At 41.8% G+C, this 26,320-nt stretch carries 22 protein-coding genes and 2 tRNA genes; 11 read left to right on the top strand and 13 right to left on the bottom strand.

What is annotated here, in order from left to right; all coding sequences use genetic code 11:
* Positions 1-176: 176 nt before the first annotated feature.
* Both OO184_RS14555 and OO184_RS14550 read left to right on the top strand, forming a co-directional pair.
* Positions 177-253, top strand: a tRNA-Asp gene (locus tag OO184_RS14555).
* 9 nt (positions 254-262) lie between these two features.
* Positions 263-338, top strand: a tRNA-Trp gene (locus OO184_RS14550).
* 696 nt (positions 339-1,034) lie between these two features.
* Here OO184_RS14550 and hdfR read toward each other — a convergent pair.
* A complete protein-coding gene (hdfR, locus tag OO184_RS14545) occupies positions 1,035-1,871 on the bottom strand; it encodes an HTH-type transcriptional regulator HdfR (RefSeq protein WP_265379803.1) in 837 nt (278 codons plus the stop codon).
* A 125-nt stretch (positions 1,872-1,996) separates the two neighbouring features.
* Between hdfR and OO184_RS14540 the strand changes: the two genes are divergently transcribed.
* The gene (locus OO184_RS14540) at positions 1,997-2,335 is read left to right on the top strand and encodes a MaoP family protein (protein ID WP_036779611.1); all 339 of its coding nucleotides are present in this window, start codon (positions 1,997-1,999) and stop codon (positions 2,333-2,335) included.
* Positions 2,336-2,381: 46 nt separating this feature from the next.
* Here the strand turns inward: OO184_RS14540 and OO184_RS14535 are convergent, their stop codons facing one another.
* The gene (locus OO184_RS14535) at positions 2,382-3,905 is read right to left on the bottom strand and encodes a YifB family Mg chelatase-like AAA ATPase (RefSeq protein WP_265379802.1); all 1,524 of its coding nucleotides are present in this window, start codon (positions 3,903-3,905) and stop codon (positions 2,382-2,384) included.
* Positions 3,906-4,545: 640 nt separating this feature from the next.
* Between OO184_RS14535 and ilvL the strand changes: the two genes are divergently transcribed.
* From ilvL to ilvA, 6 genes are all read left to right on the top strand, one after another.
* Positions 4,546-4,644, top strand: a complete 99-nt coding sequence (gene ilvL / locus OO184_RS14530; protein WP_071647081.1) for an ilv operon leader peptide — start codon at positions 4,546-4,548, stop codon at positions 4,642-4,644.
* Between the two features lie 138 nt (positions 4,645-4,782).
* The gene (gene ilvG, locus OO184_RS14525) at positions 4,783-6,429 is read left to right on the top strand and encodes an acetolactate synthase 2 catalytic subunit (protein WP_265379801.1); all 1,647 of its coding nucleotides are present in this window, start codon (positions 4,783-4,785) and stop codon (positions 6,427-6,429) included.
* Positions 6,426-6,683, top strand: coding sequence for an acetolactate synthase 2 small subunit (gene ilvM / locus OO184_RS14520; RefSeq protein ID WP_036779619.1), 258 nt, complete (start codon positions 6,426-6,428; stop codon positions 6,681-6,683). The genes ilvG and ilvM overlap by 4 nt, the downstream gene beginning before the upstream one ends.
* Before the next feature lie 24 nt (positions 6,684-6,707).
* Complete coding sequence (locus tag OO184_RS14515; protein ID WP_265379800.1) at positions 6,708-7,634, top strand: branched-chain amino acid transaminase; 927 nt, start codon at positions 6,708-6,710, stop codon at positions 7,632-7,634.
* Positions 7,635-7,826: 192 nt separating this feature from the next.
* On the top strand, positions 7,827-9,677 hold the full coding sequence (gene ilvD, locus OO184_RS14510; protein WP_265379799.1) for a dihydroxy-acid dehydratase: 1,851 nt from the start codon (positions 7,827-7,829) through the stop codon (positions 9,675-9,677).
* Positions 9,678-9,681: 4 nt separating this feature from the next.
* Positions 9,682-11,256 (top strand): threonine ammonia-lyase, biosynthetic, encoded by a 1,575-nt coding sequence (gene ilvA / locus OO184_RS14505; protein ID WP_265379798.1) that lies wholly within the window; start codon positions 9,682-9,684, stop codon positions 11,254-11,256.
* 194 nt (positions 11,257-11,450) lie between these two features.
* On the opposite strand, the gene OO184_RS14500 is transcribed toward ilvA, so the two are convergent.
* From OO184_RS14500 to OO184_RS14460, 9 genes are all read right to left on the bottom strand, one after another.
* A complete protein-coding gene (locus tag OO184_RS14500) occupies positions 11,451-12,968 on the bottom strand; it encodes a DHA2 family efflux MFS transporter permease subunit (RefSeq protein ID WP_265379797.1) in 1,518 nt (505 codons plus the stop codon).
* 7 nt (positions 12,969-12,975) lie between these two features.
* A complete protein-coding gene (gene emrA, locus OO184_RS14495; protein WP_265379796.1) occupies positions 12,976-14,154 on the bottom strand; it encodes a multidrug efflux MFS transporter periplasmic adaptor subunit EmrA in 1,179 nt (392 codons plus the stop codon).
* Between the two features lie 317 nt (positions 14,155-14,471).
* On the bottom strand, positions 14,472-15,215 hold the full coding sequence (gene fabG, locus OO184_RS14490; RefSeq protein ID WP_265379795.1) for a 3-oxoacyl-ACP reductase FabG: 744 nt from the start codon (positions 15,213-15,215) through the stop codon (positions 14,472-14,474).
* A gap of 56 nt (positions 15,216-15,271) precedes the next feature.
* A complete protein-coding gene (locus OO184_RS14485; protein ID WP_265379794.1) occupies positions 15,272-16,087 on the bottom strand; it encodes a MaoC/PaaZ C-terminal domain-containing protein in 816 nt (271 codons plus the stop codon).
* Positions 16,084-17,349, bottom strand: a complete 1,266-nt coding sequence (locus OO184_RS14480) for a beta-ketoacyl-[acyl-carrier-protein] synthase family protein (protein WP_265379793.1) — start codon at positions 17,347-17,349, stop codon at positions 16,084-16,086. Before OO184_RS14480 ends, OO184_RS14485 begins: the two co-directional genes overlap by 4 nt.
* A gap of 155 nt (positions 17,350-17,504) precedes the next feature.
* Positions 17,505-17,741 carry an acyl carrier protein gene (locus tag OO184_RS14475; protein ID WP_011148745.1) on the bottom strand — a complete coding sequence of 79 codons (237 nt, stop codon included), beginning with the start codon at positions 17,739-17,741 and terminating at the stop codon, positions 17,505-17,507.
* 115 nt (positions 17,742-17,856) lie between these two features.
* Positions 17,857-19,047, bottom strand: coding sequence for a cysteine desulfurase family protein (locus tag OO184_RS14470; RefSeq protein WP_265379792.1), 1,191 nt, complete (start codon positions 19,045-19,047; stop codon positions 17,857-17,859).
* Positions 19,044-19,400 carry an iron-sulfur cluster assembly scaffold protein gene (locus OO184_RS14465; RefSeq protein ID WP_065388965.1) on the bottom strand — a complete coding sequence of 119 codons (357 nt, stop codon included), beginning with the start codon at positions 19,398-19,400 and terminating at the stop codon, positions 19,044-19,046. Before OO184_RS14465 ends, OO184_RS14470 begins: the two co-directional genes overlap by 4 nt.
* 16 nt (positions 19,401-19,416) lie before the next feature.
* A complete protein-coding gene (locus OO184_RS14460) occupies positions 19,417-20,595 on the bottom strand; it encodes a LuxE/PaaK family acyltransferase (RefSeq protein ID WP_265379791.1) in 1,179 nt (392 codons plus the stop codon).
* 390 nt (positions 20,596-20,985) lie between these two features.
* Here OO184_RS14460 and OO184_RS14455 point away from each other — a divergent pair, with 390 nt between their 5' ends.
* On the top strand, positions 20,986-22,071 hold the full coding sequence (locus tag OO184_RS14455) for a flavin-containing monooxygenase (RefSeq protein WP_265379790.1): 1,086 nt from the start codon (positions 20,986-20,988) through the stop codon (positions 22,069-22,071).
* Positions 22,072-22,304: 233 nt separating this feature from the next.
* Here OO184_RS14455 and OO184_RS14450 read toward each other — a convergent pair whose 3' ends face one another.
* Together OO184_RS14450 and ilvY are read right to left on the bottom strand one after the other, a co-directional pair.
* On the bottom strand, positions 22,305-23,159 hold the full coding sequence (locus tag OO184_RS14450) for an AraC family transcriptional regulator (RefSeq protein ID WP_265379789.1): 855 nt from the start codon (positions 23,157-23,159) through the stop codon (positions 22,305-22,307).
* Between the two features lie 580 nt (positions 23,160-23,739).
* Entirely contained in the window at positions 23,740-24,621 is an 882-nt protein-coding gene (gene ilvY / locus OO184_RS14445; protein ID WP_265379788.1) for an HTH-type transcriptional activator IlvY, read from the bottom strand.
* Between the two features lie 192 nt (positions 24,622-24,813).
* Here ilvY and ilvC point away from each other — a divergent pair, with 192 nt between their 5' ends.
* On the top strand, positions 24,814-26,292 hold the full coding sequence (gene ilvC, locus OO184_RS14440) for a ketol-acid reductoisomerase (RefSeq protein WP_265379787.1): 1,479 nt from the start codon (positions 24,814-24,816) through the stop codon (positions 26,290-26,292).
* The last annotated feature ends 28 nt before the right edge of the window (positions 26,293-26,320 follow it).

The raw sequence follows: 26,320 nt of genomic DNA, 5'->3' as shown, positions 1-26,320 counted from the left end.
AAAACCGACATAAAGTGCAGTGGTAGAGAGTAGGATGAATCCGTCGGGAACGGAGTTAAACGTCGCGAGCAGCGACGGCCCGAAGGGCAAACGGCAGGAAAGCTGTTTGTAAACTACCAAGATTGATGTTTAGGTTTTATGTTGTAGCAGCGACATAAAATCACAGAGAATTCGGTGGTGCGGTAGTTCAGTTGGTTAGAATACCGGCCTGTCACGCCGGGGGTCGCGGGTTCGAGCCCCGTCCGCACCGCCACCTTAATTTAGGGGCGTAGTTCAATTGGTAGAGCACCGGTCTCCAAAACCGGGTGTTGGGAGTTCGAGTCTCTCCGCCCCTGCCAGTTATAAGCTTAGTAGCAACTAAGGTGGTTTTTAGTATTGCTTACCCATATATGCTGCTTAGATAAGATTATTGATAAGGCGCTGGCTTTTTGGTCAGCGCCTTTTTCTATGAAGCTTTGTAAGAAAAACGGATTTGCCGTTACATTAAAAATCCCGTTATGAGAGCTCTTTCCCCGGAAATGATTTCACTTGGAGAATTTATTTCCAAATATTATCTGGTTCGTAAAACCCATGTTACCATCGATTCGAATTCATCATCGATGCTATTACACACTTTCAGCTACATAGTTTTTTCTCGATATTATTCGATCTTGTAGCAATAAAATCTTTCTTTCTGATTATCTATTATTGAAGTGAATTCTTATAGGTAACCTTTTAGACTTTCTGGCAATCTCCATACTATTAAAGCCCTTATAAACAAGTGCTTAGAAGATAGGTGCGAAAAAATTTTAGCTAATATTTTGATTATGAAATTTTCTTTCTGAAGAAAGACTTGAATTGAAGGAAAGGATACCTAAAACGACAAGGTAGGAGCACTACATCTGATTTAAGTCATCGTTTCAAATTATACGTAAATGTTACTTGGTAAATAGGGAGCTATATGTGGGAAGATAGCAAAAGTAATCCCACCGTATGCTCTATTTGAAATTTCTTTCTCCCTTACTATTTTCTTAAATGATTTACATGGATGCTTCTTAACCTCTTGTAGAAGTATGTATGATAGGTATTTTTAATAGCTGTTGAATGAATGCTTGCTGATCATTTTTTTGTAACCATATGGCATACAATGGACGTTCAATTAGTTCAGTATTTGGATAAGAAACCAGTTCTGAATATTCATTTTGCCAGTGTATTGGTAAGAAGGTGATTCCTCTTACGCTATTGAGCAGTTGGCGGGCTATATGTGCTGAGGTGGTTGTGATGATGGGTAGCTGCTCACTTTTTAAAATCTGTTGTTCCTGATGGTGGAAATCAGCTCCCCATTCTAGTTTGATGTAATTTTTAACTTGGTATTTCAGGTTCTCTTCTGTTGTTAATAACTTCAAGCAAATATTCCCTAATAATAGGCTTTGGAACTCATCCATTTTAGGCGGTTCGGTAGTGATTAACAGATCTAATTCACGTGAATGAAGTTGTTTAACAAGGGATTGTCGTGTAGAAACTCGAGATTCTAATCTTAATTCCTGATGTTTTTTATAGAAATCTTGTAACCAGGGAGTTAAATATGCTTCCCATAGTGATGCGGTGGCGCCAATTGTTAATTCAGTATGTTGAGAAGCGTGCATTATCTCCTTTTTAGCCAATTGCCAGGTACTCATCAGTGATTCAGCATAGGGAACAAGGCGTTCGCCCGCTGCTGTAAGACGGATGTTATTGCGGTGACGAGTGAAAAGATGGGTACCTAATTGATTTTCTAGTTGTCGTATGCGAAAGCTAACCGCTGATTGCGTCAGGTACAGTGATTCGGCTGCTCTCCCAAAGTGACGAGTTTTACTGACTTCCAAGAAGGTTTTCAGTAATTCAGTGTCCACATATATCTCCAATAATATTTATCGTTAAGATTTAAATTTTTTGTTTTACAGAACGCCGGGCCTATCTAATACTCCGCGCCATAATTGGCATGATAGTAACAGTACTAGAATTAGGAGTGTGTCAGATGGCCGAAAGCTTCATCACGACTAATCGTTTTTTTGATAACAAAAATTACCCTCGCGGGTTTTCCCGCCACGGGGATTTCACCATTAAAGAGGCGCAATTGCTAGAGCGCCATGGTTATGCGTTCAATGAGTTAGATCTTGGTAAACGCGAGCCTCAAACAGAAGTAGAAGAGCTGTTTGTTGCTGTTTGCCGGGGTGAACGGCAGCCTGTGACAATGGAAGAAAAAGTATGGACCAAATATCTTGCGAGGATTAGTCGTCCAAAACGTTTTCATACTCTTTCAGGCGGTAAGCCTCAGATTGATGCTTCTGATGACTATACCGACACTGATGATTAATATCATCATAAATTGTGGATATAGGGGCTTTGCCCCTTTTTCATTTCTAACCCGATTGTTTTTGTAATTGTATTAATAGTCTGTCCATACTGCGGTAGCTTAAGGCTTCCATGATATGTGGTTTTTCTATCTCTTTTTTTTCTTCTAAGTCGGCAAGTGTCCGGGATGTTTTTAGAATTCGGTGCCATGCTCGGATTGAAAGCCCTAGTTTTATTAACGTTTGCTCTAGAAATACAGCATCGTTAGGTTTGAGCTGACAAAATGTCTCTGTCTCTTTGCTATTCAGATGAGCATTAATTTTTCCACAGCGTTTCAGTTGTATTTCTCGTGCTGCCAGCACTCTTAATCTTACATTTTTACTGCTTTCGCTTGATCTAATAGGGCTACTCAATGTTCCAATGGGTAACAGAGGAACTTCAATTGAGAGATCAAAGCGATCCAAAAAAGGCCCAGAAAGTTTTGCTAGGTATCGAAGTATTTGCTGAGGGTTACTTCGATTGTGAATTCCCTGATGGTAGCCTGTCGGGCTAGGATTCATTGCTGCGATCAATTGAACTTGAGCAGGAAAGCAAACTTTTGCTCTGGCCCGGGAGATAATTATTTCCCCTGATTCCAGCGGTTCTCTGAGAGCATCAAGGACTCTGCGTTCAAATTCAGGTAGCTCATCTAGAAATAACACACCATTGTGAGCAAGTGAAATTTCACCAGGTTTTGGAAGTCCGCCCCCGCCGACCAGCGCTGCCATTGAAGAGCTATGATGAGGCGCTCTGAATGGGCGTGTATGCCACTGTTCAGGTGGAAGGTAGGTATCCACCAGGCTATTGATAGCGGCAACTTCAAGAGCTTCTTTGTTTGTTAATGGCGGTAATAAACTACATAGACGACTTGCTAACATTGTTTTTCCTGTCCCTGGTGGGCCAAGTAGCAAAAGGTTATGCCCGCCTGCTGCTGTGATTTCCAGTGCGCGTTTTGCTTGTTCCTGACCAATAATATCCTGAAGATCTGGCTGTGATGGTTCTGTTGGGGGTTTATGTTGGATTGGTGCTGTCAGCAGTTGTTTTTCTCCCTGAAGGAAGTGGCAGATATGCAAGAGGTGTTCTGCCATTAATGCTTCATTCTGAGATAAAATTGCCAGCTCTATTGTGTTTTCTATTGGTAAAATAAGTTGCCTTCCTGCTTCTCCTGCGCTGAGTGCGGCTGAAATTGCGCCGTTAACTTTTCGTAAACCACCGGAGAGAGCGAGTTCACCAAGAAATTCATAATGATTTAGTGTATTGGTAGGTATTTGTTCTGAAGCGGCTAGAATAGCGATAGCGATCGGCAAATCATAACGACCACCTTCTTTGGGAAGATCTGCGGGCGCAAGATTGACGGTGATTCTTTTAGACGGATAGGTAAAACCGCTGTTGATCAATGCGCTTCTGACACGATCTCTTGCTTCTTTTACGGCTGTTTCAGGCAAACCAACTAGAGTTAATCCGGGTAAGCCATTACTAATATGTGCTTCAACAGTAACAATTGGGGCATGAATACCTATAGTTGCTCTGGTATAAATAACAGCGAGGGCCATCCTATTCTCCTTCGTAAGAAAGAACATATGATGGACTGAAATTAGATAATAAATAGTTTTCTATTATTTTTTTGCGAAGCGGCTCTAATAAATATTTTGCGAAGCAACGCTAAAGATTTTTTTAAAATTATTATTAATTAGTCTATGTTTTATTTGATTGATTTTTATGATTTTATTTTTATTTGGATTATAAAGTTGATTATTTTTATATTCTTATTATGAGGTTTTATTTAAATCGTGTCTTTAGATTGTATTTATTGAAATAACTTATTTGAAATTCAAATTTATATATTTTTCACAGTGAATAAATTTAGTGTGTTATATCATTCTGCTCTATTTTTAATGAGGGGTTTTTATCACCTAGGTGATTAATAATAAGCTTTTTACTTTTGGTTATAGTTGAATGATTTGTTTTTTATGTTACCGCTTTATGTGTTGTTTTGTTTATATCTAATCAGCTAGTTTTTATCACTTAAATTCTGATATTTACTGGATAAATAATCTAAATTAAAAGTATTTAATTGAAAATAAACAATATTTTTTCATATCGATTAATAAAACAAAATAAATGTTGTCAAGCTATGAAGAACGTGATAACTCTTAAATATAGATTAAACAAACGAATTAAACGACTAAGATTATGAACACATTTGTCCTAGTGATTAGCCTAATTATTGTCAGCGTGGTGGTGATTATTATCCCACCGTGCGGGGCTGCACTTGGACGAAGAAAGGCTTAGAAGAACAGCCAGATCTCTCGAAGACCCCCGCACCGAAAGGCGCGGGGGTTTTTTTTCGACAAGCAAAATCAGATAGAGACGGAAACATACAACAGAACAACATCTTGTCTCACAGGGTAAACACAGGGGATATGAAAAATGAACGGGGCGCAGTGGGTTGTAAAAGCATTACGAACGCAGGGTGTTGATAAGGTTTTCGGCTACCCTGGTGGTGCGATCATGCCGGTTTATGATGCTTTGTACGATGGTGGTGTGGAGCATTTGCTTTGTCGGCATGAACAGGGTGCAGTTATGGCTGCAATCGGTTATGCGAGAGCCAGTGGTAAGCCGGGAGTTTGTATCGCTACATCGGGACCGGGAGCGACAAACTTAATCACTGGATTAGCCGATGCGTTGTTAGATTCTGTTCCTGTTGTTGCTATCACTGGTCAGGTTGGTTCTGCATTGATTGGCACTGATGCTTTTCAAGAAGTCGATGTTTTAGGTCTCTCCCTTGCTTGTACCAAACACAGTTTCTTAGTGGATTCACTGGAAAATTTACCTCAAATCATGGCGGAAGCCTTTTCTATTGCCACTAGTGGTCGACCAGGCCCAGTTTTGATTGATATTCCTAAAGATATTCAGCTGAAAGAGGGGAATTTGGTACCACATTTGGTACCCGTTGAGCAAAAGGCGCCCTGCTCGGAAAGTGAATTAGAACAAGCCCAGAAGATGATTGCGGCTGCGGCAAAGCCAGTGTTGTATGTCGGTGGTGGAGTAGGGATGTCTCAAGCAGTTTCTGTTCTGCGTGATTTTGTTGTGGAAACCGGTATGCCGGTTGTTTCTACGTTGAAAGGTTTGGGAGCTGCTGATTCAGAGCATCCATGTTATCTGGGAATGCTTGGGATGCATGGTTCGAAAGCGGCCAATCTTGCTGTTCAGTCATGTGATTTGCTGATTGCTGTAGGTGCTCGTTTTGATGATCGTGTGACTGGCAAACTCAATACTTTTGCTCCGCGTGCAAAAGTTATTCATCTGGATATCGATCCGGCAGAGTTGGGTAAATTACGTCAGGCTCATGTGTCGTTACTGGGGGATGTGAAGGCATTATTGCCCCGTTTGCAGCAGTCATTGTCAATTATGCCCTGGCAACAGGAAGTTAAGTATCTGAAAGCTGAATATCCTTGGTGTTATGACCATCAGGGAGAGAGTATCTATGCGCCTTGGTTATTGAAGCAGGTTTCAGATCGTAAAGCATTTAATACGGTTATTACTACTGATGTTGGACAGCATCAAATGTGGACAGCTCAGCATATGACTTTTGATGGGCCTGAAAATTTCATTACATCTAGTGGGTTGGGCTCGATGGGATTTGGTATCCCTGCCGCGATAGGTGCTCAGATTGCTCGACCAGAAGATATGGTGATCTGTGTATCTGGAGATGGTTCTTTCATGATGAATGTTCAGGAATTGGGGACAATTAAACGTAAGCAATTACCCGTAAAAATTTTATTGTTGGATAACCAGCGGTTGGGAATGGTGCGGCAATGGCAGGAGCTGTTTTTTGATAAGCGATATAGCGAAACGACATTAACAGATAACCCTGATTTTGTCACATTAGCAAAAGCTTTTGATATTCCTGGGCAACATATCACTGATAAATCACAGATTGATGAAGCGCTGAATGCATTATTCACCAGTAAAGGCCCCTATTTATTACAGGTATCTATTGAAGAATTAGAGAACGTTTGGCCGTTAGTTCCTCCCGGTGCAAGCAATGAAACTATGTTGGAGAAATCATTATGATGCAACATCAACTTGCAATCCATGCTCGTTTCCGTCCTGAAATATTAGAGCGTATCTTACGGGTAACGCGTCATCGTGGATTTCAGATATGTTCAATGAATATGGATCAAACAATGGATGGCGATAATGTTAATATCGAATTAATTGTTGCCAGCCAAAAACCGGTTAATTTGTTGTCTTCACAACTGGCTAAATTAGTGGATGTCGCTGGCGTCAAGATCCTGCAACAAAAATCACAACTCATACGTGCATAACGTAGAAATAAAGGAATAAGACGAATGACGAAGCAATCCGATTACATTTGGTTCAATGGTGAGATGGTTCCTTGGGCAGATGCTAAAGTTCACGTAATGTCCCATGCTTTACATTACGGTACCTCTGTTTTTGAGGGAATTCGCTGCTATGACTCTCATAGAGGGCCTGTGGTTTTCCGCCATCGGGAGCATATGCAGCGTTTACATGACTCTGCAAAGATTTATCGCATGCCGTTGAGCCAGAGTGTCGATGAATTAATGGAAGCGTGTCGGGCAACCCTTCGTAAAAATAATTTAGTCAGTGCTTATATACGTCCACTAGTCTTTATCGGTGATGTTGGCATGGGGGTTAATCCACCGGCTGGCTATAAAACGGATGTCATTATTGCCGCTTTTCCTTGGGGAGCTTATCTGGGAGAAGAAGCACTCGAGCAGGGAATTGATGCGATGGTTTCTTCATGGAATCGTGCGGCGCCAAATACAATACCAACTGCGGCCAAAGCAGGTGGTAACTATCTGTCTTCACTTTTGGTAGGTAGTGAAGCCCGTCGTCGTGGATATCAAGAAGGTATTGCGCTGGATGTTTATGGTTATATCTCTGAAGGTGCGGGTGAAAATCTATTTGAAGTAAAAGATGGCATATTATTCACGCCGCCATTTACTTCATCTGCATTACCAGGCATTACCCGTGATGCCATTATCAAATTAGCGAAAGATTTGGGGCTGGAAGTGCGTGAGCAGGTATTGTCGCGCGAATCTTTGTACCTGGCTGATGAAGTTTTTATGTCTGGTACAGCGGCTGAAATCACACCCGTTCGCAGTGTTGATGATATTCAGGTTGGTATCGGTAGATGTGGGCCTGTTACTAAGAAAATTCAGCAAGCCTTCTTTGGCTTGTTTGATGGCACGACAGACGATAAATGGGGTTGGTTAGATCCAGTCAATCCTTAATAAAACTATATACCCTATGGATTTCAAGATGCATCGCGACGGCAAGGGAGCGAATCCCCGGGAGCATAGCAAACTATGTGACCGGGGTGAGCGAGTGCAGCCAACAAAGAGGCAACTTGAAAGATAACGGGTATAAATAATTTAACAGGCGGCTCGTTCCCCGCCTGTTTTGATAACACGGGAGTGAAGATAATGCCTAAGTACCGTTCTGCCACTACGACTCATGGCCGCAATATGGCTGGAGCTCGCGCTTTATGGCGTGCGACAGGGATGACCGATGCAGATTTTGGTAAGCCGATTATTGCAGTAGTTAACTCATTTACTCAGTTTGTTCCCGGGCATGTTCATTTGCGGGACTTAGGTAAATTGGTTGCTGAGCAGATTGAAGCATCGGGCGGTGTTGCAAAAGAGTTCAATACCATAGCGGTGGATGACGGTATCGCAATGGGGCATGGTGGTATGCTCTATTCTCTGCCGTCACGTGAATTAATTGCTGATTCTGTTGAATATATGGTGAATGCACACTGTGCGGACGCTATGGTGTGTATTTCCAATTGTGACAAAATTACCCCAGGTATGCTGATGGCAGCATTGCGTCTGAACATTCCGGTGATTTTTGTTTCCGGTGGTCCTATGGAGGCAGGTAAAACTAAACTGTCAGATCAGATTATCAAATTGGATCTGATCGATGCCATGATCCAAGGTGCGAACCCAAATGTCAGTGATGAGGATAGCAGCCAGATTGAACGCTCAGCTTGCCCAACCTGTGGTTCTTGCTCTGGCATGTTTACAGCTAACTCCATGAATTGTTTGACCGAAGCGCTGGGACTGTCTCAGCCGGGGAATGGTTCATTACTGGCGACTCATGCAGATCGCAAAGTGTTGTTTCTGAATGCAGGTAAACGCATTGTTGAGTTGACTAAGCGCTATTATGAACAAAATGATGATAGTGCTCTGCCGCGTAGTATCGCAACGAAAGCCGCATTTGAAAATGCAATGATGTTGGATATTGCAATGGGTGGCTCGACTAATACCGTTCTTCACTTATTGGCTGCGGCGCAGGAAGGGGAAATTGATTTCACGATGGCGGATATTGACCGTTTGTCTCGTCAAATCCCTCATCTATGTAAGGTTGCGCCAAGTACACAAAAATATCATATGGAAGATGTTCATCGTGCTGGTGGCGTAATCGGTATTTTAGGTGAGCTGGATAGAGCGGGTTTGTTGAATCGTCAGGTTAAAAATGTCTTGGGTCTGGATTTGTTACAAACGCTTAATCAGTATGATGTGATGCAGACGGCAGAAGAATCGGTGAAGGAGATGTATTCGGCAGGTCCTGCGGGTATCCGTACTACTCAGGCATTTTCACAGGATTGTCGCTGGCCCTCGTTGGATACTGACCGTGTAGAAGGGTGTATTCGCAATATTGAGCATGCTTATAGCCGGGATGGTGGTCTTGCCGTTCTATTTGGTAATTTGGCTATAGATGGTTGTATTGTAAAAACCGCGGGAGTTGATAAGGGTAGTCTGACGTTCCGTGGGCCAGCCAAAGTTTACGAAAGTCAGGAAGATGCGGTTGATGCGATCCTGGGTGGAAAAGTCGTTGCTGGTGATGTGGTGGTAATTCGTTATGAAGGGCCAAAAGGTGGGCCCGGCATGCAGGAAATGTTGTATCCGACGACTTATCTAAAATCAATGGGGCTAGGTAAAAGCTGTGCATTGATTACCGATGGCCGTTTTTCTGGTGGTACCTCAGGTTTATCGATCGGCCACGTTTCTCCAGAAGCGGCTAATGGTGGGTTAATCGGTTTGGTTCAAGATGGCGATATTATTGATATTGATATTCCACTGCGGAAAATTCAACTTGATGTAGATGAAAGGACACTTGCTGCCCGTCAAGAAGCGGAATCTGCCCGCGGTGATAAAGCGTGGACGCCGAAGGCTCGTGAACGTCAGGTATCGTTTGCCCTGAGAGCCTATGCTTCATTGGCGACCAGTGCGGATAAAGGTGCTGTCCGTGATAAATCTAAGTTAGGGGGATAATCGCATGGCTGCATTTCCTCCCTTAACTTCCGCACCAAATGGTGCAGAGTATTTGAAAGCGGCATTAAGCGCGCCGGTTTATGAAGTTGCTCAGGTGACTCCTTTGCAGGAAATGGAGAAAATTTCTGCCCGCTTGGGAAATACTATTTTGGTAAAGCGGGAAGATCGGCAACCTGTTCACAGCTTCAAGCTCCGTGGTGCGTATGCCATGATTGCAGGTTTGACTGAGGAACAAAAAAACCGGGGAGTGATTACCGCGTCAGCCGGTAACCATGCTCAGGGAGTTGCACTTTCTGCCAATCGTTTGGGAATTAAGTCTCTGATTGTTATGCCGGTCACTACCGCAGATATTAAAGTCGATGCAGTCCGTAGTTTCGGCGGTAAGGCTTTGTTGTATGGCGCTAATTTTGATGAGGCTAAAGCTAAAGCAATAGAAATGGCGCAACAGGAGGGCTATACCTTTATTCCTCCGTTTGATCATCCCGCAGTAATCGCAGGTCAGGCAACACTGGCGATGGAACTTTTGCAACAGGATGTGCGCTTGGATCGAATCTTTGTACCTGTTGGTGGTGGTGGCTTGATTGCTGGAGTGGCGGTGTTGATTAAGCAACTGATGCCAGAAATCAAAATCATTGGGGTGGAAGCGGAAGATTCAGCTTGCCTGAAAGCGGCAATGGAAGCTGGGCATCCGGTAGATTTACCACGAGTTGGTTTATTTGCTGAAGGTGTTGCTGTTAAGCGTATTGGTGATGAAACATTTCGTTTGTGTCAGCAATATGTAGATGATGTCATCACGGTAGATAGTGATGCTATTTGTGCGGCGGTCAAAGATCTGTTTGAAGATGTACGTGCGATTGCTGAGCCATCCGGTGCATTGGCGCTGGCTGGATTGAAAAAGTATGTTCAGCAACATCAGCTTAAAGGTGAACGATTAGCCCATATTCTTTCTGGTGCTAACGTAAGTTTCCACGGCTTACGTTATGTCTCTGAGCGTTGTGAGTTGGGCGAGCAGCGGGAAGCATTGCTGGCAGTGACTATTCCTGAACATAAAGGGAGTTTCCTGAGTTTTTGCCAGAAGTTGGGCGATCGGGTGGTAACAGAGTTTAATTATCGTTATACGGATGCAGATCCTGATCAGGCTTGTCTTTTCGTTGGTGTTCGCCTGAGTCGTGGTGAGGTAGAACGACGGGAAATTATCAAGGAATTGCGTACCGCAGGGTATCAGGTTGCTGATCTTTCAGATGATGAAATGGCGAAATTACATGTTCGTTATATGATCGGCGGTCGTCCATCTAAGCCATTGAAAGAGCGCTTGTTTAGTTTTGAATTTCCTGAATCGCCGGGGGCTTTACTCAAATTCCTCCAAACTTTGGGAACTTACTGGAATATTACGTTATTCCATTATCGCAATTATGGTACAGATTATGGCCGGGTGTTAGCTGCATTTGAATTGTCAGGAACGGAAGTGCGTTTTAAACGTCATCTTGATGCGTTAGGCTACGCGTATCACGATGAGACGGATACCCCCGCATTTAAATTCTTTTTAATGTGCCAGGCATCTGAAACAGCCGGAGGTTGATCGGTGTCTTGGTAATGAAAAAATATGTTCTATGAAACGACAAAATAGCGCCTTTGATAAGGTGCTATTTTGACAAGATTTAATATTCTCTGATGTCCTGCGGGAAAGAACTCAATAATAAGTTCTCTAATTATTTTGCCATTAAGCACCAATAGTTCTGTTATTAAGCTTATTTTGTTTTATTGATCATTATGTTATTTCTTTTCTCCAACAGTGGGTTTTGCCAACCAGATAAAGAGCAGTAAGATCAGAAAAATAAAGCCAAATAGCCAATAAATTTCGTTAGCAGCAATAATCAATCCCTGATTAGTGATTTCCCGTGCCAGAGAGTAACTGGCTTGGGCTTGTGACATTCCTAATTGTTCCATTTTCTCATAGGCTTGTTGGGCAATAGGATTATGGGGAGTTATCGATTCAGTTAATTGAACATGGTGGACAGCTTCGCGACGGGACCACATAGTAGTGGTGATTGAAGTGCCCACAGATGTTGCCAGCGTGCGTAAAAAGTTAAATAAACTACCCGCAGAGGCGATTTTAGCGGGTTCAACATCAGATAATATGATGGCGGTTAGTGGCATAATTAAACAGGCGATAGCAAAGCCCTGAATAAATTGTGGCCAGGCAGCGGTGGCAAAGTCCATTGATAACTCAAAAGTATTCGTTCTCCAAAAGAAACAGAGTGCAAAAATGATAAAGCTAAACATAACTAAATAGCGCATATCGATTTTTGAACTAAAACGACCAATGAGTGGAACCAGCATTATCGGTACGATCCCTAATGGAGCCATTACTAATCCTGCCCAAGTGGCTGTGTAACCAAACACCATTTGCAATAGTTGAGGTTGTAAAACCAAAGTGCCTATATGAAGCAGGAAAGCCAAACTGATACATAAGGTGCCGATAGTAAAATTACGAGATTTAAATAGTGATAAATCAATGATCGGATCATCATCGGTGAGTTCCCAAATGATCAGGAAAGTTATGGCAATGACGGCGGTAATGGCTAATACAATAATTTCTGTTGAGTTGAACCAATCAAGCTCTTTTCCTCTATCAAGCAATAGCTGAAAACAGCCAACACCGATGATCAATAAAATCAGCCCTACCACATCAATTGATCTAGCTGTTGTTTCTGTTTCCCGATCTTTTAACAACATCCAGGTGATAGCAATGGCAGCAAAGCCAACCGGAACGTTGATGAGAAAGATCCAGCCCCAATGGTAATTGTCGCTGATCCAGCCACCGAGTATCGGACCACAAACCGGAGCGATAACGATAGTCATTGACCACAGTGCCAATGCCATATTGCGTTTTAGCGGAGGGTAGTTGTTGAGTAGCAAACTTTGGGAAAGGGGCATAATTGGCCCGGCTGAGATGCCTTGCAGAACACGGGAAATGATCAGCATTTCCAAGCTATTGGCAATACCACACAACCAGGAAGTGATCACAAACAAGATCATTGAAATTAAGAAAACCCGGACTTCCCCGAACCGTTTTGCTAACCAGCCTGTTAATGGGATAGAGATCGCGTTAGCAACAGCGAATGAAGTAATAACCCAGGTACCCTGCGATACTGATGAACCCAAGTCTCCGGCAATGGTCGATATTGCAACGTTAGCAATAGTCAGATCCAATATTTGTAAAAAAGCGGCTAATGCTAAAGCCAGGGTTAGCCAGCCGAGTTTGGCTCCTGATAATGGCTCTTTTAGCATGTTAACCTCACTCATTTTTACTGATATTAGTTTGAATGATTTCGTTAATTAGGCGTTCAATTTCTCCTGTGTTGTAAGACAAGACGTTGGTTTCGTAAACCATGCCATTACGAGGCATGTCAGCAAGCACCAGTCCATCCCGATTTCGGGTATCGACGGTGGCGTGCATAGATAAACCGATGCGTAAAGGATGATCAATAAGTTGTTGTGCTTCTAGCTCAACACGAACAGGTAAACGTTGAACCACTTTGATCCAGTTACCGGTGGCGTTTTGTGCCGGTAATAAAGAAAATGCACTACCCGTTCCCATATCAAGACCAACGATCCGGCCTTTATAAATGACATCATTGCCGTAGAAATCGCTAATCAGTGTTACGGGTTGACCAATACGGACATTAGCGAGTTGAACCTCTTTGAAGTTAGCTTCGACCCAAAGCTGGTCAGCGGGTACGATAACCATCAGCGGAGCGCCACTTTTTACTTGTGAGCCTACTTGAACACTGCGGCGTGAAACGTAGCCTGTTACCGGCGCTACAATCTGGGTGCGCTGTAAGGTTAACCATGCATCGCGGAGCTGGGAGGCAGCTAGTTTAATAGCAGGTTGTTGATCTAATGGGGTGTGGGTATCTATAACTAATGCTTTGTTAGCGTAATATTGTTGTCGGGCAACATTCAGCTCAGATTTTGCCATTTGCACGCTATTGCGGGAATGGATCAGGTTTTCTTTGGCGATAGCACCTGTGAGTCCCAGATGTTCACGTCGTTTTAAATCATCTTGAGCCTGTTGTAATACCGTTTTTTTGAGCTCAATGTTAGCCAATAGTTTTTCATTATCAATAATGGTTTGGTGAGTTTGTCTGACATTACTCGCTAATGTATTTTTCGCTCGCTCAAAAGCATGTTCCGCATCAATAGAGTCTAAACGTAGCAGAATATCGCCTTGCTGAACGAAGTCGGTATTATCGGCGTAGATAGCGGTTACGCTACCGGTGATCTGGGTCATCACTTGTACCTGATTACCCACAACGTAGGCATCATCAGTCGCTTGATAATGACGTAGTGAAATAAGCCAATAGGCGAAATAACCCAACCCAGCAAAAACAAATAAGAGAGTTGCGAGGATCAGTGCTAACTTACGCTTTGACTTTTTTTCATTAAGCGGAGGTGATTGTATTTCTCCGGCCATGTGTCCTCTCCCATCACAGTGATTAAAAATAAATTTGTCTTAATTAATGTGCTCATATTTGATTAAACACCTTGGAGTCGACTACAAGGTCAAGCCCTTATCATCTGATAAAATGAAAATTGCTAATATTTAGCACTTAACGCCAAAAGCATGGTTTAACATTAAAATTATTTATTATTAACATTTGGTCAGAGAGGCTTGATTGCCTTTCTGGCAATGATTAACGGTATTTTGTGTCAGTACCCAGAACATTTGTCTGGGTACAAATAATCACAGAATAGGGATACGAACCCATTGATGTTAATTACTTAACTGACTCAGGCAGTCATTCCTCCATCAATAACGAATGTTTGCCCGGTGATGTAGCGTCCTCCAGGGCTGAGCAGGAAATTGATTGTCAGAGCAATATCTTCCACTGAACCCAAGCGGCCCAATGGAATATTAGATAACAGTTTTTTCCTATGTGGTGCGGGGATATGATCCAACATTTCAGTATCAATCAAGCCTGGCGCAACGGTATTGACTCGAACATTAAATCGGCCAACTTCAACCGCTAATGAGCGGGTAATACCGATCATAGCGGCTTTGGTTGCAGCGTAGTTAACTTGCCCTGAGTTAGCTTTAAATGCAGTGACTGAGCTCATGTGGATAATGCAGCCTTCTCCCGCAGTAATCATTTCAGGGAGAAAGGCGTGATTGACTAAATAAACAGAAGAAAGATTGGTAGAAATCACATTGTGCCACTCTTCTTCTTTCATATTTATCAGCAATGCATCTTGTGTAATTCCAGCGTTATTGATGATGGCATAAGGAGCGCCATATCGTGAAATAAGCTCTGTTGACAATGTTGTGACTTCTTCAGCGTTTGAGACATCACATTGATAGCCCTCACAGCGATAACCTTGCTGTTCAATTTCCTGACACAATGTTTGAGCTTCATTTGTGCTTGATTTATAGGTAAAAACCACGTGATAGTTCTGAGCGGCTAGCATTTTTACTATGCCTTTGCCGATACCACGTGATCCTCCTGAAATAAAAACCCAAGGGAGGCTGATACTCATTAAGTTATTCCTCTAAATTTTTGCCATCCGTCTGCCAATACCGTATTCATCAAATCTTAGTTGGCAATCTGCTTTCTTTTTGTTGTTCCCATTAAGCTCATCTCAACAACTAAAGAGATTTCTCCATTCAGCCAGATTGGGATTTCCAACGTACCGTATAACGAGCCATCAACATCGAATGTATCTTTTGGCAGGATCGTATATTCGATATTCGGCATTTCATCTGGGATTTGGCGATTGAGCAGCGCTGGAGAGAAACTCACTGTATGCATGACATGTAAGACAATAAGGTCTTTGAGACATGTTTCAGCATGTTCTTGTCTGCCAAAATAGGTTTTAAATTCTGTTGCTAGCGCAGTTTTGGCACTTTGCTGCATAAAGAGATAAAACATCAGCGCATCGAGAAAGATCCAAAATTCGTTCACTTCCGGGAAGGTATGTTTGAATTCGACGGATTTTCTTATTGTCTCTTGTATGGCAACTTGGCAACGTGGTTTTTCGGGAAAGCTAGTTTTTTGTGAAAAATCAAAACAACTATAGTGACCAACCAGAGGTTTCAGGTTAGTTGTTTCGTCTTGCAGATTAAAAGTTGTTTTCCCGTTCCGATCAGTGTGCTTAGTTTTGACACAATAGCAGGCATCCAGAGGTACGGGATTGCGTAAATTAACGTGCCACTGTCTGCCCATTTCCCCATTTGGTTGTGACAGATAATCGTATCCGCTTTTGAGCGGGATCATTGCCAGCATGCCATGTACTGCAATACCACCTAACCCGACTTCTCTTGCGATTTTTTCATCAAAATGGATAGGATTGTAGTCTCCAGAGAATTTAGCCCATTGACTGAGATCTTCTTTACTGAATTGAACGTTCATCTGTCGGCTTTCCTAAAAATAAGCGCACAGTTTGTACCACCGAAGCCATAGTTAACATTTAAAGCAGTGTCGATAACTTGGTGAGTTCGGTGGATGTTGGGGACATAATCCAGATCGCATAGCGGATCAGGATTATTCAAGTGCATCGTTGCGGGAATCGTTGCTGTCTCTATTGCTTTGATACAGAAAATAGACTCAATTGCTCCTGCTCCGGCAATAAGATGGCCTGTATAGGATTTTGTACTGGAAATAGGAATACGATAAGCGTGCTCGCCCAGACTCATTTTTAGAACATCGGTTTCGTTAATGTCGTTGAGTGGGGTTGATGTCCCATGAGCATTAATATAGTGAATATCTGAGGTGGAGAGTTTGGCCTGTTCCAGCGCCATCTGAATCGCCATGACCCGTCCTTTGCAATCTGGCGCCGGGGCGGTCATATCTGATGCATCAGAGTAATTACCATAGCCAATCACTTCCGCCAATATTTTGGCGCCTCTGGCAACAGCGCTGTCATAGTCTTCAAGACATAATATTGCGGCGCCCTCTGACATAACAAAACCACTGCGATCTTTGCTAAATGGGCAGCAGGCTTTTTCGACAGAGTCCTGTTCTTTACTCAGTGCCCCAAGAATGTCGATACTCCAGACGATGAATGGATCTCTGATACTTTCACCGCCGCCTGCCAGCATCATTTTAGCGCGTCCGCTGCGGATGAGTTCAAATGCATCACCTATCGCCATACTGCCGGTTGCACAAGCTGCAACTGGGGTATTTTGATATCCCCGCAAATTCCAGTTCATTGAAATCGCTGCCGTTCCTACGCTGTGCATAGACATGATGTTGGTCATAGGCGAGGCAATGCCTTGATCAGCATAAGAATGGCTGTTTTCAACGGTTGCATCTTCTCCCCCCCAGCCAGTGCCAAAAATGACGCCGCGTTCAAAAGGGGAATAATTTTCGTCAAGAGCAGCTTTATCGTTACCAAATGCCATCTTGATTGCTTCATCTGCCGCAATCAGCCCAAGTTTGCTGAATTTGGGCAGGTTCTTTAATAATTTTTTAGAAAACCGTGATACATCAGGAGAGAAAGGGATATTGCCGAAAAATTTTGCTACAACAGAAACGTCCGAGTGTTCTTCCTTTTTGTAGCCTACACGATAGTTTAGGATTGCATCCCAAATTTCTTGGGTATTTTGCCCAAGAGAACAAATAGAGCCATAGCCTGTGACGGCAACGCGACGATAGCCGGTTTGAATATTCATGAAACATTATCTCCAAAATTCATTTCCTGGTGACATGCTTTATTTTTTAATATAACCAAATAATAGGATTGGTAGATAAAAGCATCATAAAAATGAATGTTAGCTGTATTGTGATATTGCCATAGACAGCTAACATCCCAGTGTATTGGTGATGATTATTTTGCTAATTCACTGACATAATTGACAAAATCACCGATTGTCGTCGTGTTGTCTCGCTGGAACTTATCGAAATTCAGTTGAATTCCCATTTCTCTTTTTAAAGCAACTTGAATAGAGACGAAATCCAGACTTACCAAATGAATATCATCAAGTAGGGTATCAAGAGTAATATCTTCTGGTTCGATATCAGTTAATTCAGTAATTTGAGATTGAAGTAATTCAAACAGTTTCATATTAATGTCCCCTAAAAGTTTAAATAATATTGGCGGAGCTTAGGTGCCAGAATGTAGATATCAATTAATAAATGTGTTATTCCGGCCACACCGTCTTTTAAATATCGTTTTGCTATTATTCCTGGGTGATTAAAGATTTCCCTGAAATTTTAAGTAAGTTATACGTTTCTTGTTTAATGGCGTTAGCCAGTATCTCAATATCATCTTGGCTTGTGGTATATCCGAAGCTGATGCGTACTGCGCTATCAATACGATCATCGGGTAACCCCATAGCAGCCAGAACGTGAGAACGTTGTGTTGATTTGTTATTGCTACAGGCTGACCCTAGAGATAAAGAGATGCCGTGACGTAAATCTAGCCTGCTGGCTAATGATTCAGCGCGAATACCAGGGAAACTTAAATTAAGTGTCCAAGATGCCTGAAACGCTGGATTGGTATTGCCATTAATCAGGTAATTAACACGATGTTGTTCTAACAGAAATAGTAGGGCTTCTCTGAGCGTTTTGTAAGTATTGAAGCGTTCTTGCAAGCCGTTCAGTGATTCTTTCGCTGCTGCCGCTAGTCCTGCAAGGCCCAAGGTGTTTTCAGTGCCGCTGCGTACTCCTTGTTCTTGCCCTCCGCCATGTAGCAAGGGATTTAATTGAATCTCTGGCGCATGGTAGAGCCCGCCAATACCTTTCGGGCCGTTAAATTTATGGCCGGAGAAAGACACAGTCGTTACGCCGGAAAGGGTGTCACAGTTAAAAGGAAGTTTACCAATAGCTTGTACTGCATCGATATGCAGGTAAACACCGGCCTCTTTTGCTAAAGAGGCGACAGCTTCATAGGGCTGGATCACACCGGTTTCGTTGTTAATCGCCATCAAGGTGATCAGACGGGTTTGCGGCCGTAGGTTTTCCTGGATACTTTGTACACTTATCCTCCCTTGGTTATCAGGGTTGATCAGCGTTAGCTGAAGCCCGCGTTGCTGATACCAGAGTAACGGCGCTAGAATAGACGGATGCTCAATGGAAGAGCTAATAACATGATGGGCAGACAGATCCGAACCGGGAAGCGTTGCTAACAAGCTGGATAAGGCTTGGTTATTACTTTCGGTTCCTCCTGATGTAAATAGGATTTGCTCTGGCACTGTGCCCATTAATGAAGCCATCGATCTTCTAGCGTCAGTGAGCAACTTTTTAGCCATGCCGCTTAAGCTGTAGTGGCTGGACGGATTAGCAAAAATAGACATTGCATCTTTAATCGCCAACTGCGCTTTAACACTTAGCGGTGTTGTGGCGTTGTAGTCGAAGTATAGGCTTGTCATATTTTTCCCTTTAGCTGCTCAAATAGCTTATGCAGCATATCAAGGCAGTGTTGTTGTGCGGGTTCTAACTCGCCTAATAACGCATCAATGCCCTCAGGTGATAATGCATTCAATTCTTCGAGAGTCTTACCCTTAGCATGGCGACAAAATTGGTTAGACATTGCCAGGGAGGCGGTACATCCCCATGCACGAAAACAGGCATTATCTACTCGCCCTTGGTTATCCAGTGTCAGGTCGATATCAACCTTATCACCGCATACCGGGTTACCTAATGCCAATTTAATGGTGGGAGTGGATAACGTCCCCTGGCAGTCAGGATTGCAAAAGTTGTCAATAATGATGTTGTTAAACATAATTCCACCTTGCTATTTAGACTGCGGGTGTCGCTGCGGGGCCTTCATCGTCTGACATTTTTCTCTCAAGGTTGACTGCGCAACAACCAAACTCTTTAGCAGCAGCGGTACGCATAACAAACTGAACTCGCTGAGAATTACGCCAGGATTTGTTAGGGTCGGTACGCAAGTAGACCAAATCTTCTGTTAGTAACATGCCGGGAGTGGAAACAGAAAGTGGATCTAAAATCACTAATTGCCCGGTTTCACCATCAGGTAGCTCGCGTGTTAAATCATTAGGATCACGAACGGAGAAATGAATATAAGGAGGAACATGCTTATGATTATATTCATCTTCGATAGCAAGAACGTTTGCTTCAACCAGACCATACATATCACGTGTCCGGGAAGCTGGAATGCCCATCCATTCTTCAATATCTGCATTCAATTCGCCGCGGGAGATCATATCCCCGGTAAAACGTTTCCAGCCGCCCATAGTAATGACCATGCTATCGCGATCTAAAGTGAGCTTGGTATTATTCTCTTTTAAGAACGTGATAAAACGATGGATCATGAATGGAGGGCCAATTAAATGCCGGGTGAATTTGCCTTTCCACTGGATTAATTGGTTCAGTGCATCTTCTGGAGAGAAGCGGTCCTGATTAATCATATAACGTCGGGTATCGAGCAAACCTGTCAGGAAATTAAAGATTTTAACCAGCGCCATTTCTGGAATATCTTCTGTTGACGGGCATAAACATAGGCCGGCACCGCCAGATACTTTGAATATACTGCGATAATTAGAATAGACAGCCAATACGGTATGATCCATCGTATCGTGGCAACGACGATAAACGCTAGGAATTCCACTGGTACCCGTTGAGCGCATTTCATGTTCGATTTCAGATAATGGCTTGCTTAATAAACGGTGACTTTCGGCCGATTTATAAGTTGCAACGGGTATTAATGGGATGCGAACTAAATCATCATAGTTCTGGATGTCTTCTGGTTTAATACCTTGTTTTTCACAAATATCTCTATAGTAAGGGTTATTGTGATAATGGAAATGAAAAGCGTCTTTGAGCAAACAGGCTTTTAATTCCTGTTGCTCTTCTTTAGACAGCTTATAGAGCAGATCGACATCGGCTATTAACCATTTCAGCGGATTTCCGCCACGAGATTTTATACCGTTGTATATATTTTTGATATTTTCCATTTTTTTCATCTCCGGTAGGGTAATGAGTAGATAAATTAATCTTTGTTTATTATAAGTTATAGCAATAAAGCATAAGTTATGTAGGCAAAAAGGATAGTCATTAATAATTTATTTTTATTGAATAAATTGGCTATATTATTGCTTTGATTATTATATGGATTTGTCAATATTGTTAAAATTATGCTAAAAATAGCTGGTTTATTCAAAATATTCACTTTATTGCGAATATGACCAGTTAATTCAAGTAAATTTTTTAATTGTCTTTTATATTTTTGTGAGGTTCGTTGTTTTTTGATCTATTAGATGTTTTTTTGTAAAGTTTTTCATTGTCCTAAGATTTCGATGATGATAAAAAATATAGATAAATACCAAATTAAAAAATGAGTACGCATGATGAAGATGGATTGCTTAATTGTAGGTGCCGGTCAAGCCGGATTAAGTTTAGCTGCTATCCTTGCGGCTAAGAATATTAATGTCTGCATATTAGAGCGAGAGGCACGTATTGGTGATGTGTGGCGCAGGCGTCCTGATAATATGCTGTTATTCACTTCACGCGGTATGACTCAGCTTCACGGTTTACCATTTTCTGGAATCGAAGATGGCTATCCAGATAAAAATGAAGTTGCTGATTACCTTGAACGCTATGCTTCACATCATAACCTTGCTATACATACCCAAACTGAAGTGGTTGAGGTGAAGCATGATAAAAATGGCTATCGTGTTAAAACAAAAGACGGAAAAGTATTTCATGCGCCTTGTTTAGTTAATGCAACCGGTGCTAATCAATTAGCTGATATTCCGGCGCTTGCTGAACAACTTTCTACCGATATACAGCAAATCGCAGCAGATCAATATCGGGAGCCTAAGCAAATTAAAGCGGGCAGCCGAGTCGCTATCATTGGCGATGGTGCGAGTGGCCGTCAGATTGCTAAAGATTTGGCAGCAACGACGAAGGTGACGTTATTTTGTGGTTCTTCCCGTCCTCTCTTACCTAATAGAATACTGGGCAAAGATATCTTTTGGTGGTTAAGCAAAAGTGGTCTGTTATTTGCCAATTATGACAGTTTGGTAGGGAAAATCATGCGGCGGCGTAATCCTATCCCTTGTGGCGATCTGAAAAACCATCGGTTAGCCGCTTTGGATATAAAAATAGCGAATAGGTTAGTTGATATAAAAGACAATAAATTATGTGATTTGTCTGGCAATCAATATGAGGTGGATACGGTTATTTGGTGTTTGGGGTATAAAGATGATACAGCATGGTTAACGCTTCCCGGCGCTGCGGATGCTAATGGATTCGTTTGTAAAAATGGTCATGCGGAAGGTGGCAAAACCCCTTACCCTGGGTTATTTATCGTTGGGCGGAAATGGTTGAGTAGCCGTGGTTCTGAACTGATGTTAGGGGCTTATAAAGACACTTGTCGCGTCGCTAAATGGGTAGAAAATTATCTGAAAGGGCATGTATCATTAAAATGAATTATTAATACAGAATAGTGATATTTTACTCTGTATGTTTTATTTGTTGTGGATTGATGGTTTATTCTGTAGTATTGCTATGGCATTATTCTGAATTCTGTATCATTACTAAAAGTGCATAATATACTAAATGTGCTATTAGGAATAAAATGATACAGAATCTCTAACATACTGGCTTTGATAATAACGGTTATAAATATAAATTATTTATTTTAGGTAATTTATCAAAAATATTATTTATTCATGACACAGATATTTTGCTTTGTAAAATTTAGACCTGTGAATGTTGATGATAAATTAAAATATTTTTGTTGTGCTTGTTGTATTCTGTTCTTACTGGCATGCTTTAATTCAGAGGGCCTTAATCCATATAGCGTCATACAGGTACGACTGAAATGTGCGCCATCGGAAAATCCGCTATTACAAGCTAATAAAGTTAGTGAATCTGATGAATGTATCTCATCAATAGCATGATGCAGACGTTTCCATAATAGATAACTACGGAAATTAGTGCCCATTTTTTCTCTAAATAGATGCAAGAATCGACTTTCGGATAAGTAGAGTTGATTTGATATTTCACGAGAAGATATACATTTAACCGGTAATTCAGTAATAAGAGAGGCTGCTTTCATGATTCGTTTATCCTGATAACAATGGCAATCTTCTATTTTACCTAAAAGGTTATTTAAGATGAAAATATCTGGAGAGGTTTCTGATTGTAAGCAGTGACTAAAATAGTTTGCTATCAAACCAGATGATTCTTGGTTTAAATATATTATGTCTGAACCTCTCATCTGATGTAGTAATAAATGACATAGCGGGTTGGCCAGGTCTATCAGTAAATTAAAACAGAGTTGCCCTTCTGAGTGTAATTTGTGTCTAATATTAGAGGAAATAATGAATCCATGTACTTGCTTCGATTCATTTTCGGTATCAATCCTCATGAGTGAATTATGGGGTGATACACTTAATTGGATACAAGGATGATGATGCCATTCTGTTTGCATATTGTAAGAGAAAACCAGATCTTGTAGATGGAATTTATAGAATTTAATAAAATACGGTGATTTATCTATTTTGTGTAACATGATGGTGTCCTTTATTAAATTGTTATGTGTATTTGAATTAATTATTTTATTTAATTATTATAAATCCTTGGTGTTATTTTTTAATTAAATTATATTAACTCATTAAATAATTAATATTAGTTATTATGTCATCACAATACTATTAAATTATTATTATGAAGTTTCCTCCTCTGGTATCTAGGGAAAGATAATCTCATTATTGGGAAATATTGTTATGGCATGGCGTAAAGAATTATTTTCCACTCTGTTTTTTGCTGGTGGAATATTCAATTTTTGCTGGCCAAGCTTAACAATATCTAAATTATTTAATGTTAAATAGCTATTATCTGCTTGATATAATTAAAAGTATTTTCTTTCGTAACATAATTAATGACCAAAAATTTAATGCGGGGCCAATATTTTCATATAATTATTTTGATTGGTTATAACTTATATTAAACATATTATCATGAGAACAATATGGTTATATTTTTATGTTCTTTGTGAATTAGGCCACATAAATTATAAGTATATTGGCATAATACCAAAAATAAGTTGCTTCAGACTTGTAATGAATAAAAAGACCTGTTAAAGCGGTTTGTTATAACAATCCCCAAAATGCTTTAATCAGGGGTTCATTGAGCCGTTTTCTCTGTACACATATACCCAATTCAAACGGCTCTACTAGGGAAATATTGTCTAATAAAGATATGCGATTGCGTACCGGTTCAGGGCTATTTTCTACAACGACATTAGGAATTAATGCCACTCCACAACCCAATGCAACCATAGAAACAATAGCTTCATGACCGGACACGGTAGCGTAAATCAAAGGGTTGTTAATTTTATGGCGGCGGAACCAAGATTCAATGCGTTTACGTGAAGGACCGTGTTCCGGCAAAATAAAGGGAATGTTATTCCAGTCAGGGTGCTCTTGTATGACAAGTGCACGTACAGAGCAGGGAAGGGAAGGCGCGATCAGTACCAGCGGGACTTCACCAATTTTGGTGAAGCTGACATTATCTGGAAGTTTTTCCGGCTTACCGGCGATGCCTAAATCGGCATCATTAGACTGTATCTTATTGACTGCATCTGCGGCATCGCCCGTGATGAGTTTGATTTCAACCATAGGATGTTCTGCACGAAAACGGTCTAGGATCTGTGGTAAGTGACTGTAGGCCGCAGTGACTGAACAAAACAGACGTAACTCGCCGCTTAGAGATGGGCTTTGTTGATTCAGTGAGTGTTTTAGTTGCTGGTATTGTAACAATGTCTGTTGGGCGAATTGTTTAAATTGCTCGCCGGCAAAGGTCAGTTTTACGGTGCGATTATCCCGTAAAAATAATGGATGCCCCAAAATATCTTCAATACGCTGAATCTGGCGAGATAATGTGGATGGACTGACATGCATTGCTTTTGCTGTACGGCCAAAATGACAGCTTTCAGCCAGATGTAGAAACAGTTTGAGATCGCGTATATCCATAGCCTATTCTCCTTTTCCTGTCTAATAATCTGTATTGCATAAAGTGCAATGTAGTATTGTTAATATATCAATTTAAGCAATGGCTTTCATGTCATATATTGAAAATATATAAACACCTCACAGGGTGGGGAAATCTAAAAAAACAGTCGCAGCACTTCATTGCTGAGCACAACAGGATAACGGAGTCCACTAATGGCTAATTATTTTAATACGCTGAATTTGCGTCAGCAGTTGGCGCAGTTAGGTAAATGTCGTTTTATGGCGCGGGAAGAGTTTGTTGATGAAGCAGGATATTTAAAAGGTAAAAAAGTGGTTATCGTCGGTTGCGGAGCGCAGGGGCTGAATCAGGGCTTGAATATGCGTGACTCCGGTCTGGATATCGCTTATGCCCTGCGTAAAGAGGCCATTGAAGAAAAACGTGCTTCATGGCGTAAAGCGACGGAAAGTGGTTTTCAAGTCGGCACTTATGAAGAGTTAATACCGCAGGCTGATTTGGTCATTAACCTGACGCCGGATAAGCAACACTCTTCTGTTGTTCGCGCGGTTCAACCGTTGATGAAAGAAGGCGCTGCACTGGGTTATTCTCACGGTTTAAACATTGTTGAAGTAGGTGAACAAATCCGTAAAGACATCACTGTGGTGATGGTTGCGCCTAAGTGTCCTGGTACTGAAGTGCGTGAAGAATATAAACGGGGTTTTGGTGTGCCTACTTTGATCGCAGTTCACCCGGAAAACGATCCGAAAGGTGAAGGCATGGCAATCGCTAAGGCATGGGCTGCGGCAACGGGAGCGCATCGCGCCGGTGTTCTGGAGTCTTCTTTCGTGGCTGAAGTGAAATCTGACCTGATGGGTGAGCAAACTATTCTGTGCGGTATGTTACAGGCTGGTTCACTGCTGTGTTATGACAAACTGGTGGCAGATGGCGCTGAACCAGGTTATGCAGGAAAATTGATCCAGTTTGGCTGGGAAACCATTACAGAAGCACTGAAACAAGGTGGTATTACCCTGATGATGGATCGCCTGTCTAACCCGGCAAAACTGCGAGCGTATGCGCTGTCTGAGCAGTTGAAAGAAATAATGACGCCGCTGTTCCAGAAACATATGGATGATATCATTTCTGGTGAATTTTCCTCCGGGATGATGGCTGACTGGGCCAATGATGATAAAAAGCTGTTAGGCTGGCGTGAGGAAACGGGTAACACTTTGTTTGAGAATTCACCTGAATATGATGGCAAAATCAGTGAACAGGAATACTTTGATCACGCCGTTTTAATGGTTGCTATGGTGAAAGCCGGGGTTGAACTGGCATTCGAAATTATGGTTGATACCGGTATTATTGCTGAATCTGCCTATTATGAATCTCTGCATGAATTACCCCTGATTGCGAATACTATCGCTCGTAAACGCCTGTATGAAATGAATGTCGTTATTTCTGATACCGCAGAATATGGTAACTATTTGTTCTCTCATGTTGCGGTCCCACTGTTGCAAGAGAAGTTTATGGGTTCGCTACAGGCGGGTGATTTGGGTAAGTCCGTTGCAGACAACGGTATCGATAACGCCCAGTTACGCGATGTAAACGAGGCTATTCGTAACCACCCAATTGAAGTTGTTGGCCGCGTATTACGTGGTTACATGACAGATATGAAACGTATTGCTGTTGGTGGTTGATATTGATAAAGATAAGGGGGAGAAATCC

It is taken from the genome of Photorhabdus aballayi (assembly GCF_026153155.1).
Lineage (GTDB): Bacteria > Pseudomonadota > Gammaproteobacteria > Enterobacterales > Enterobacteriaceae > Photorhabdus > Photorhabdus luminescens.
The sequence above is the reverse complement of the archived record's forward strand: the minus strand, read 5'-3'. Positions and strand labels throughout refer to the sequence as shown.

Bases quoted from the DNA above. Each gene is read 5' to 3' on its own strand.
- ilvY (WP_265379788.1), bottom strand. From the start codon at position 24,621: ATGGATATACGCGATCTCAAACTGTTTCTACATCTGGCTGAAAGCTGT.
- ilvL (WP_071647081.1), top strand. From the start codon at position 4,546: ATGAACACATTTGTCCTAGTGATTAGCCTAATTATTGTCAGCGTGGTG.
- emrA (WP_265379796.1), bottom strand. From the start codon at position 14,154: ATGGCCGGAGAAATACAATCACCTCCGCTTAATGAAAAAAAGTCAAAG.
- ilvC (WP_265379787.1), top strand. From the start codon at position 24,814: ATGGCTAATTATTTTAATACGCTGAATTTGCGTCAGCAGTTGGCGCAG.
- ilvG (WP_265379801.1), top strand. From the start codon at position 4,783: ATGAACGGGGCGCAGTGGGTTGTAAAAGCATTACGAACGCAGGGTGTT.
- ilvM (WP_036779619.1), top strand. From the start codon at position 6,426: ATGATGCAACATCAACTTGCAATCCATGCTCGTTTCCGTCCTGAAATA.
- ilvA (WP_265379798.1), top strand. From the start codon at position 9,682: ATGGCTGCATTTCCTCCCTTAACTTCCGCACCAAATGGTGCAGAGTAT.
- fabG (WP_265379795.1), bottom strand. From the start codon at position 15,215: ATGAGTATCAGCCTCCCTTGGGTTTTTATTTCAGGAGGATCACGTGGT.
- OO184_RS14475 (WP_011148745.1), bottom strand. From the start codon at position 17,741: ATGAAACTGTTTGAATTACTTCAATCTCAAATTACTGAATTAACTGAT.
- OO184_RS14535 (WP_265379802.1), bottom strand. From the start codon at position 3,905: ATGGCCCTCGCTGTTATTTATACCAGAGCAACTATAGGTATTCATGCC.
- OO184_RS14455 (WP_265379790.1), top strand. From the start codon at position 20,986: ATGATGAAGATGGATTGCTTAATTGTAGGTGCCGGTCAAGCCGGATTA.
- OO184_RS14485 (WP_265379794.1), bottom strand. From the start codon at position 16,087: ATGAACGTTCAATTCAGTAAAGAAGATCTCAGTCAATGGGCTAAATTC.
- OO184_RS14515 (WP_265379800.1), top strand. From the start codon at position 6,708: ATGACGAAGCAATCCGATTACATTTGGTTCAATGGTGAGATGGTTCCT.
- OO184_RS14480 (WP_265379793.1), bottom strand. From the start codon at position 17,349: ATGAATATTCAAACCGGCTATCGTCGCGTTGCCGTCACAGGCTATGGC.
- OO184_RS14450 (WP_265379789.1), bottom strand. From the start codon at position 23,159: ATGTTACACAAAATAGATAAATCACCGTATTTTATTAAATTCTATAAA.
- ilvD (WP_265379799.1), top strand. From the start codon at position 7,827: ATGCCTAAGTACCGTTCTGCCACTACGACTCATGGCCGCAATATGGCT.
- OO184_RS14500 (WP_265379797.1), bottom strand. From the start codon at position 12,968: ATGCTAAAAGAGCCATTATCAGGAGCCAAACTCGGCTGGCTAACCCTG.
- OO184_RS14540 (WP_036779611.1), top strand. From the start codon at position 1,997: ATGGCCGAAAGCTTCATCACGACTAATCGTTTTTTTGATAACAAAAAT.
- OO184_RS14465 (WP_065388965.1), bottom strand. From the start codon at position 19,400: ATGTTTAACAACATCATTATTGACAACTTTTGCAATCCTGACTGCCAG.
- OO184_RS14470 (WP_265379792.1), bottom strand. From the start codon at position 19,047: ATGACAAGCCTATACTTCGACTACAACGCCACAACACCGCTAAGTGTT.
- OO184_RS14460 (WP_265379791.1), bottom strand. From the start codon at position 20,595: ATGGAAAATATCAAAAATATATACAACGGTATAAAATCTCGTGGCGGA.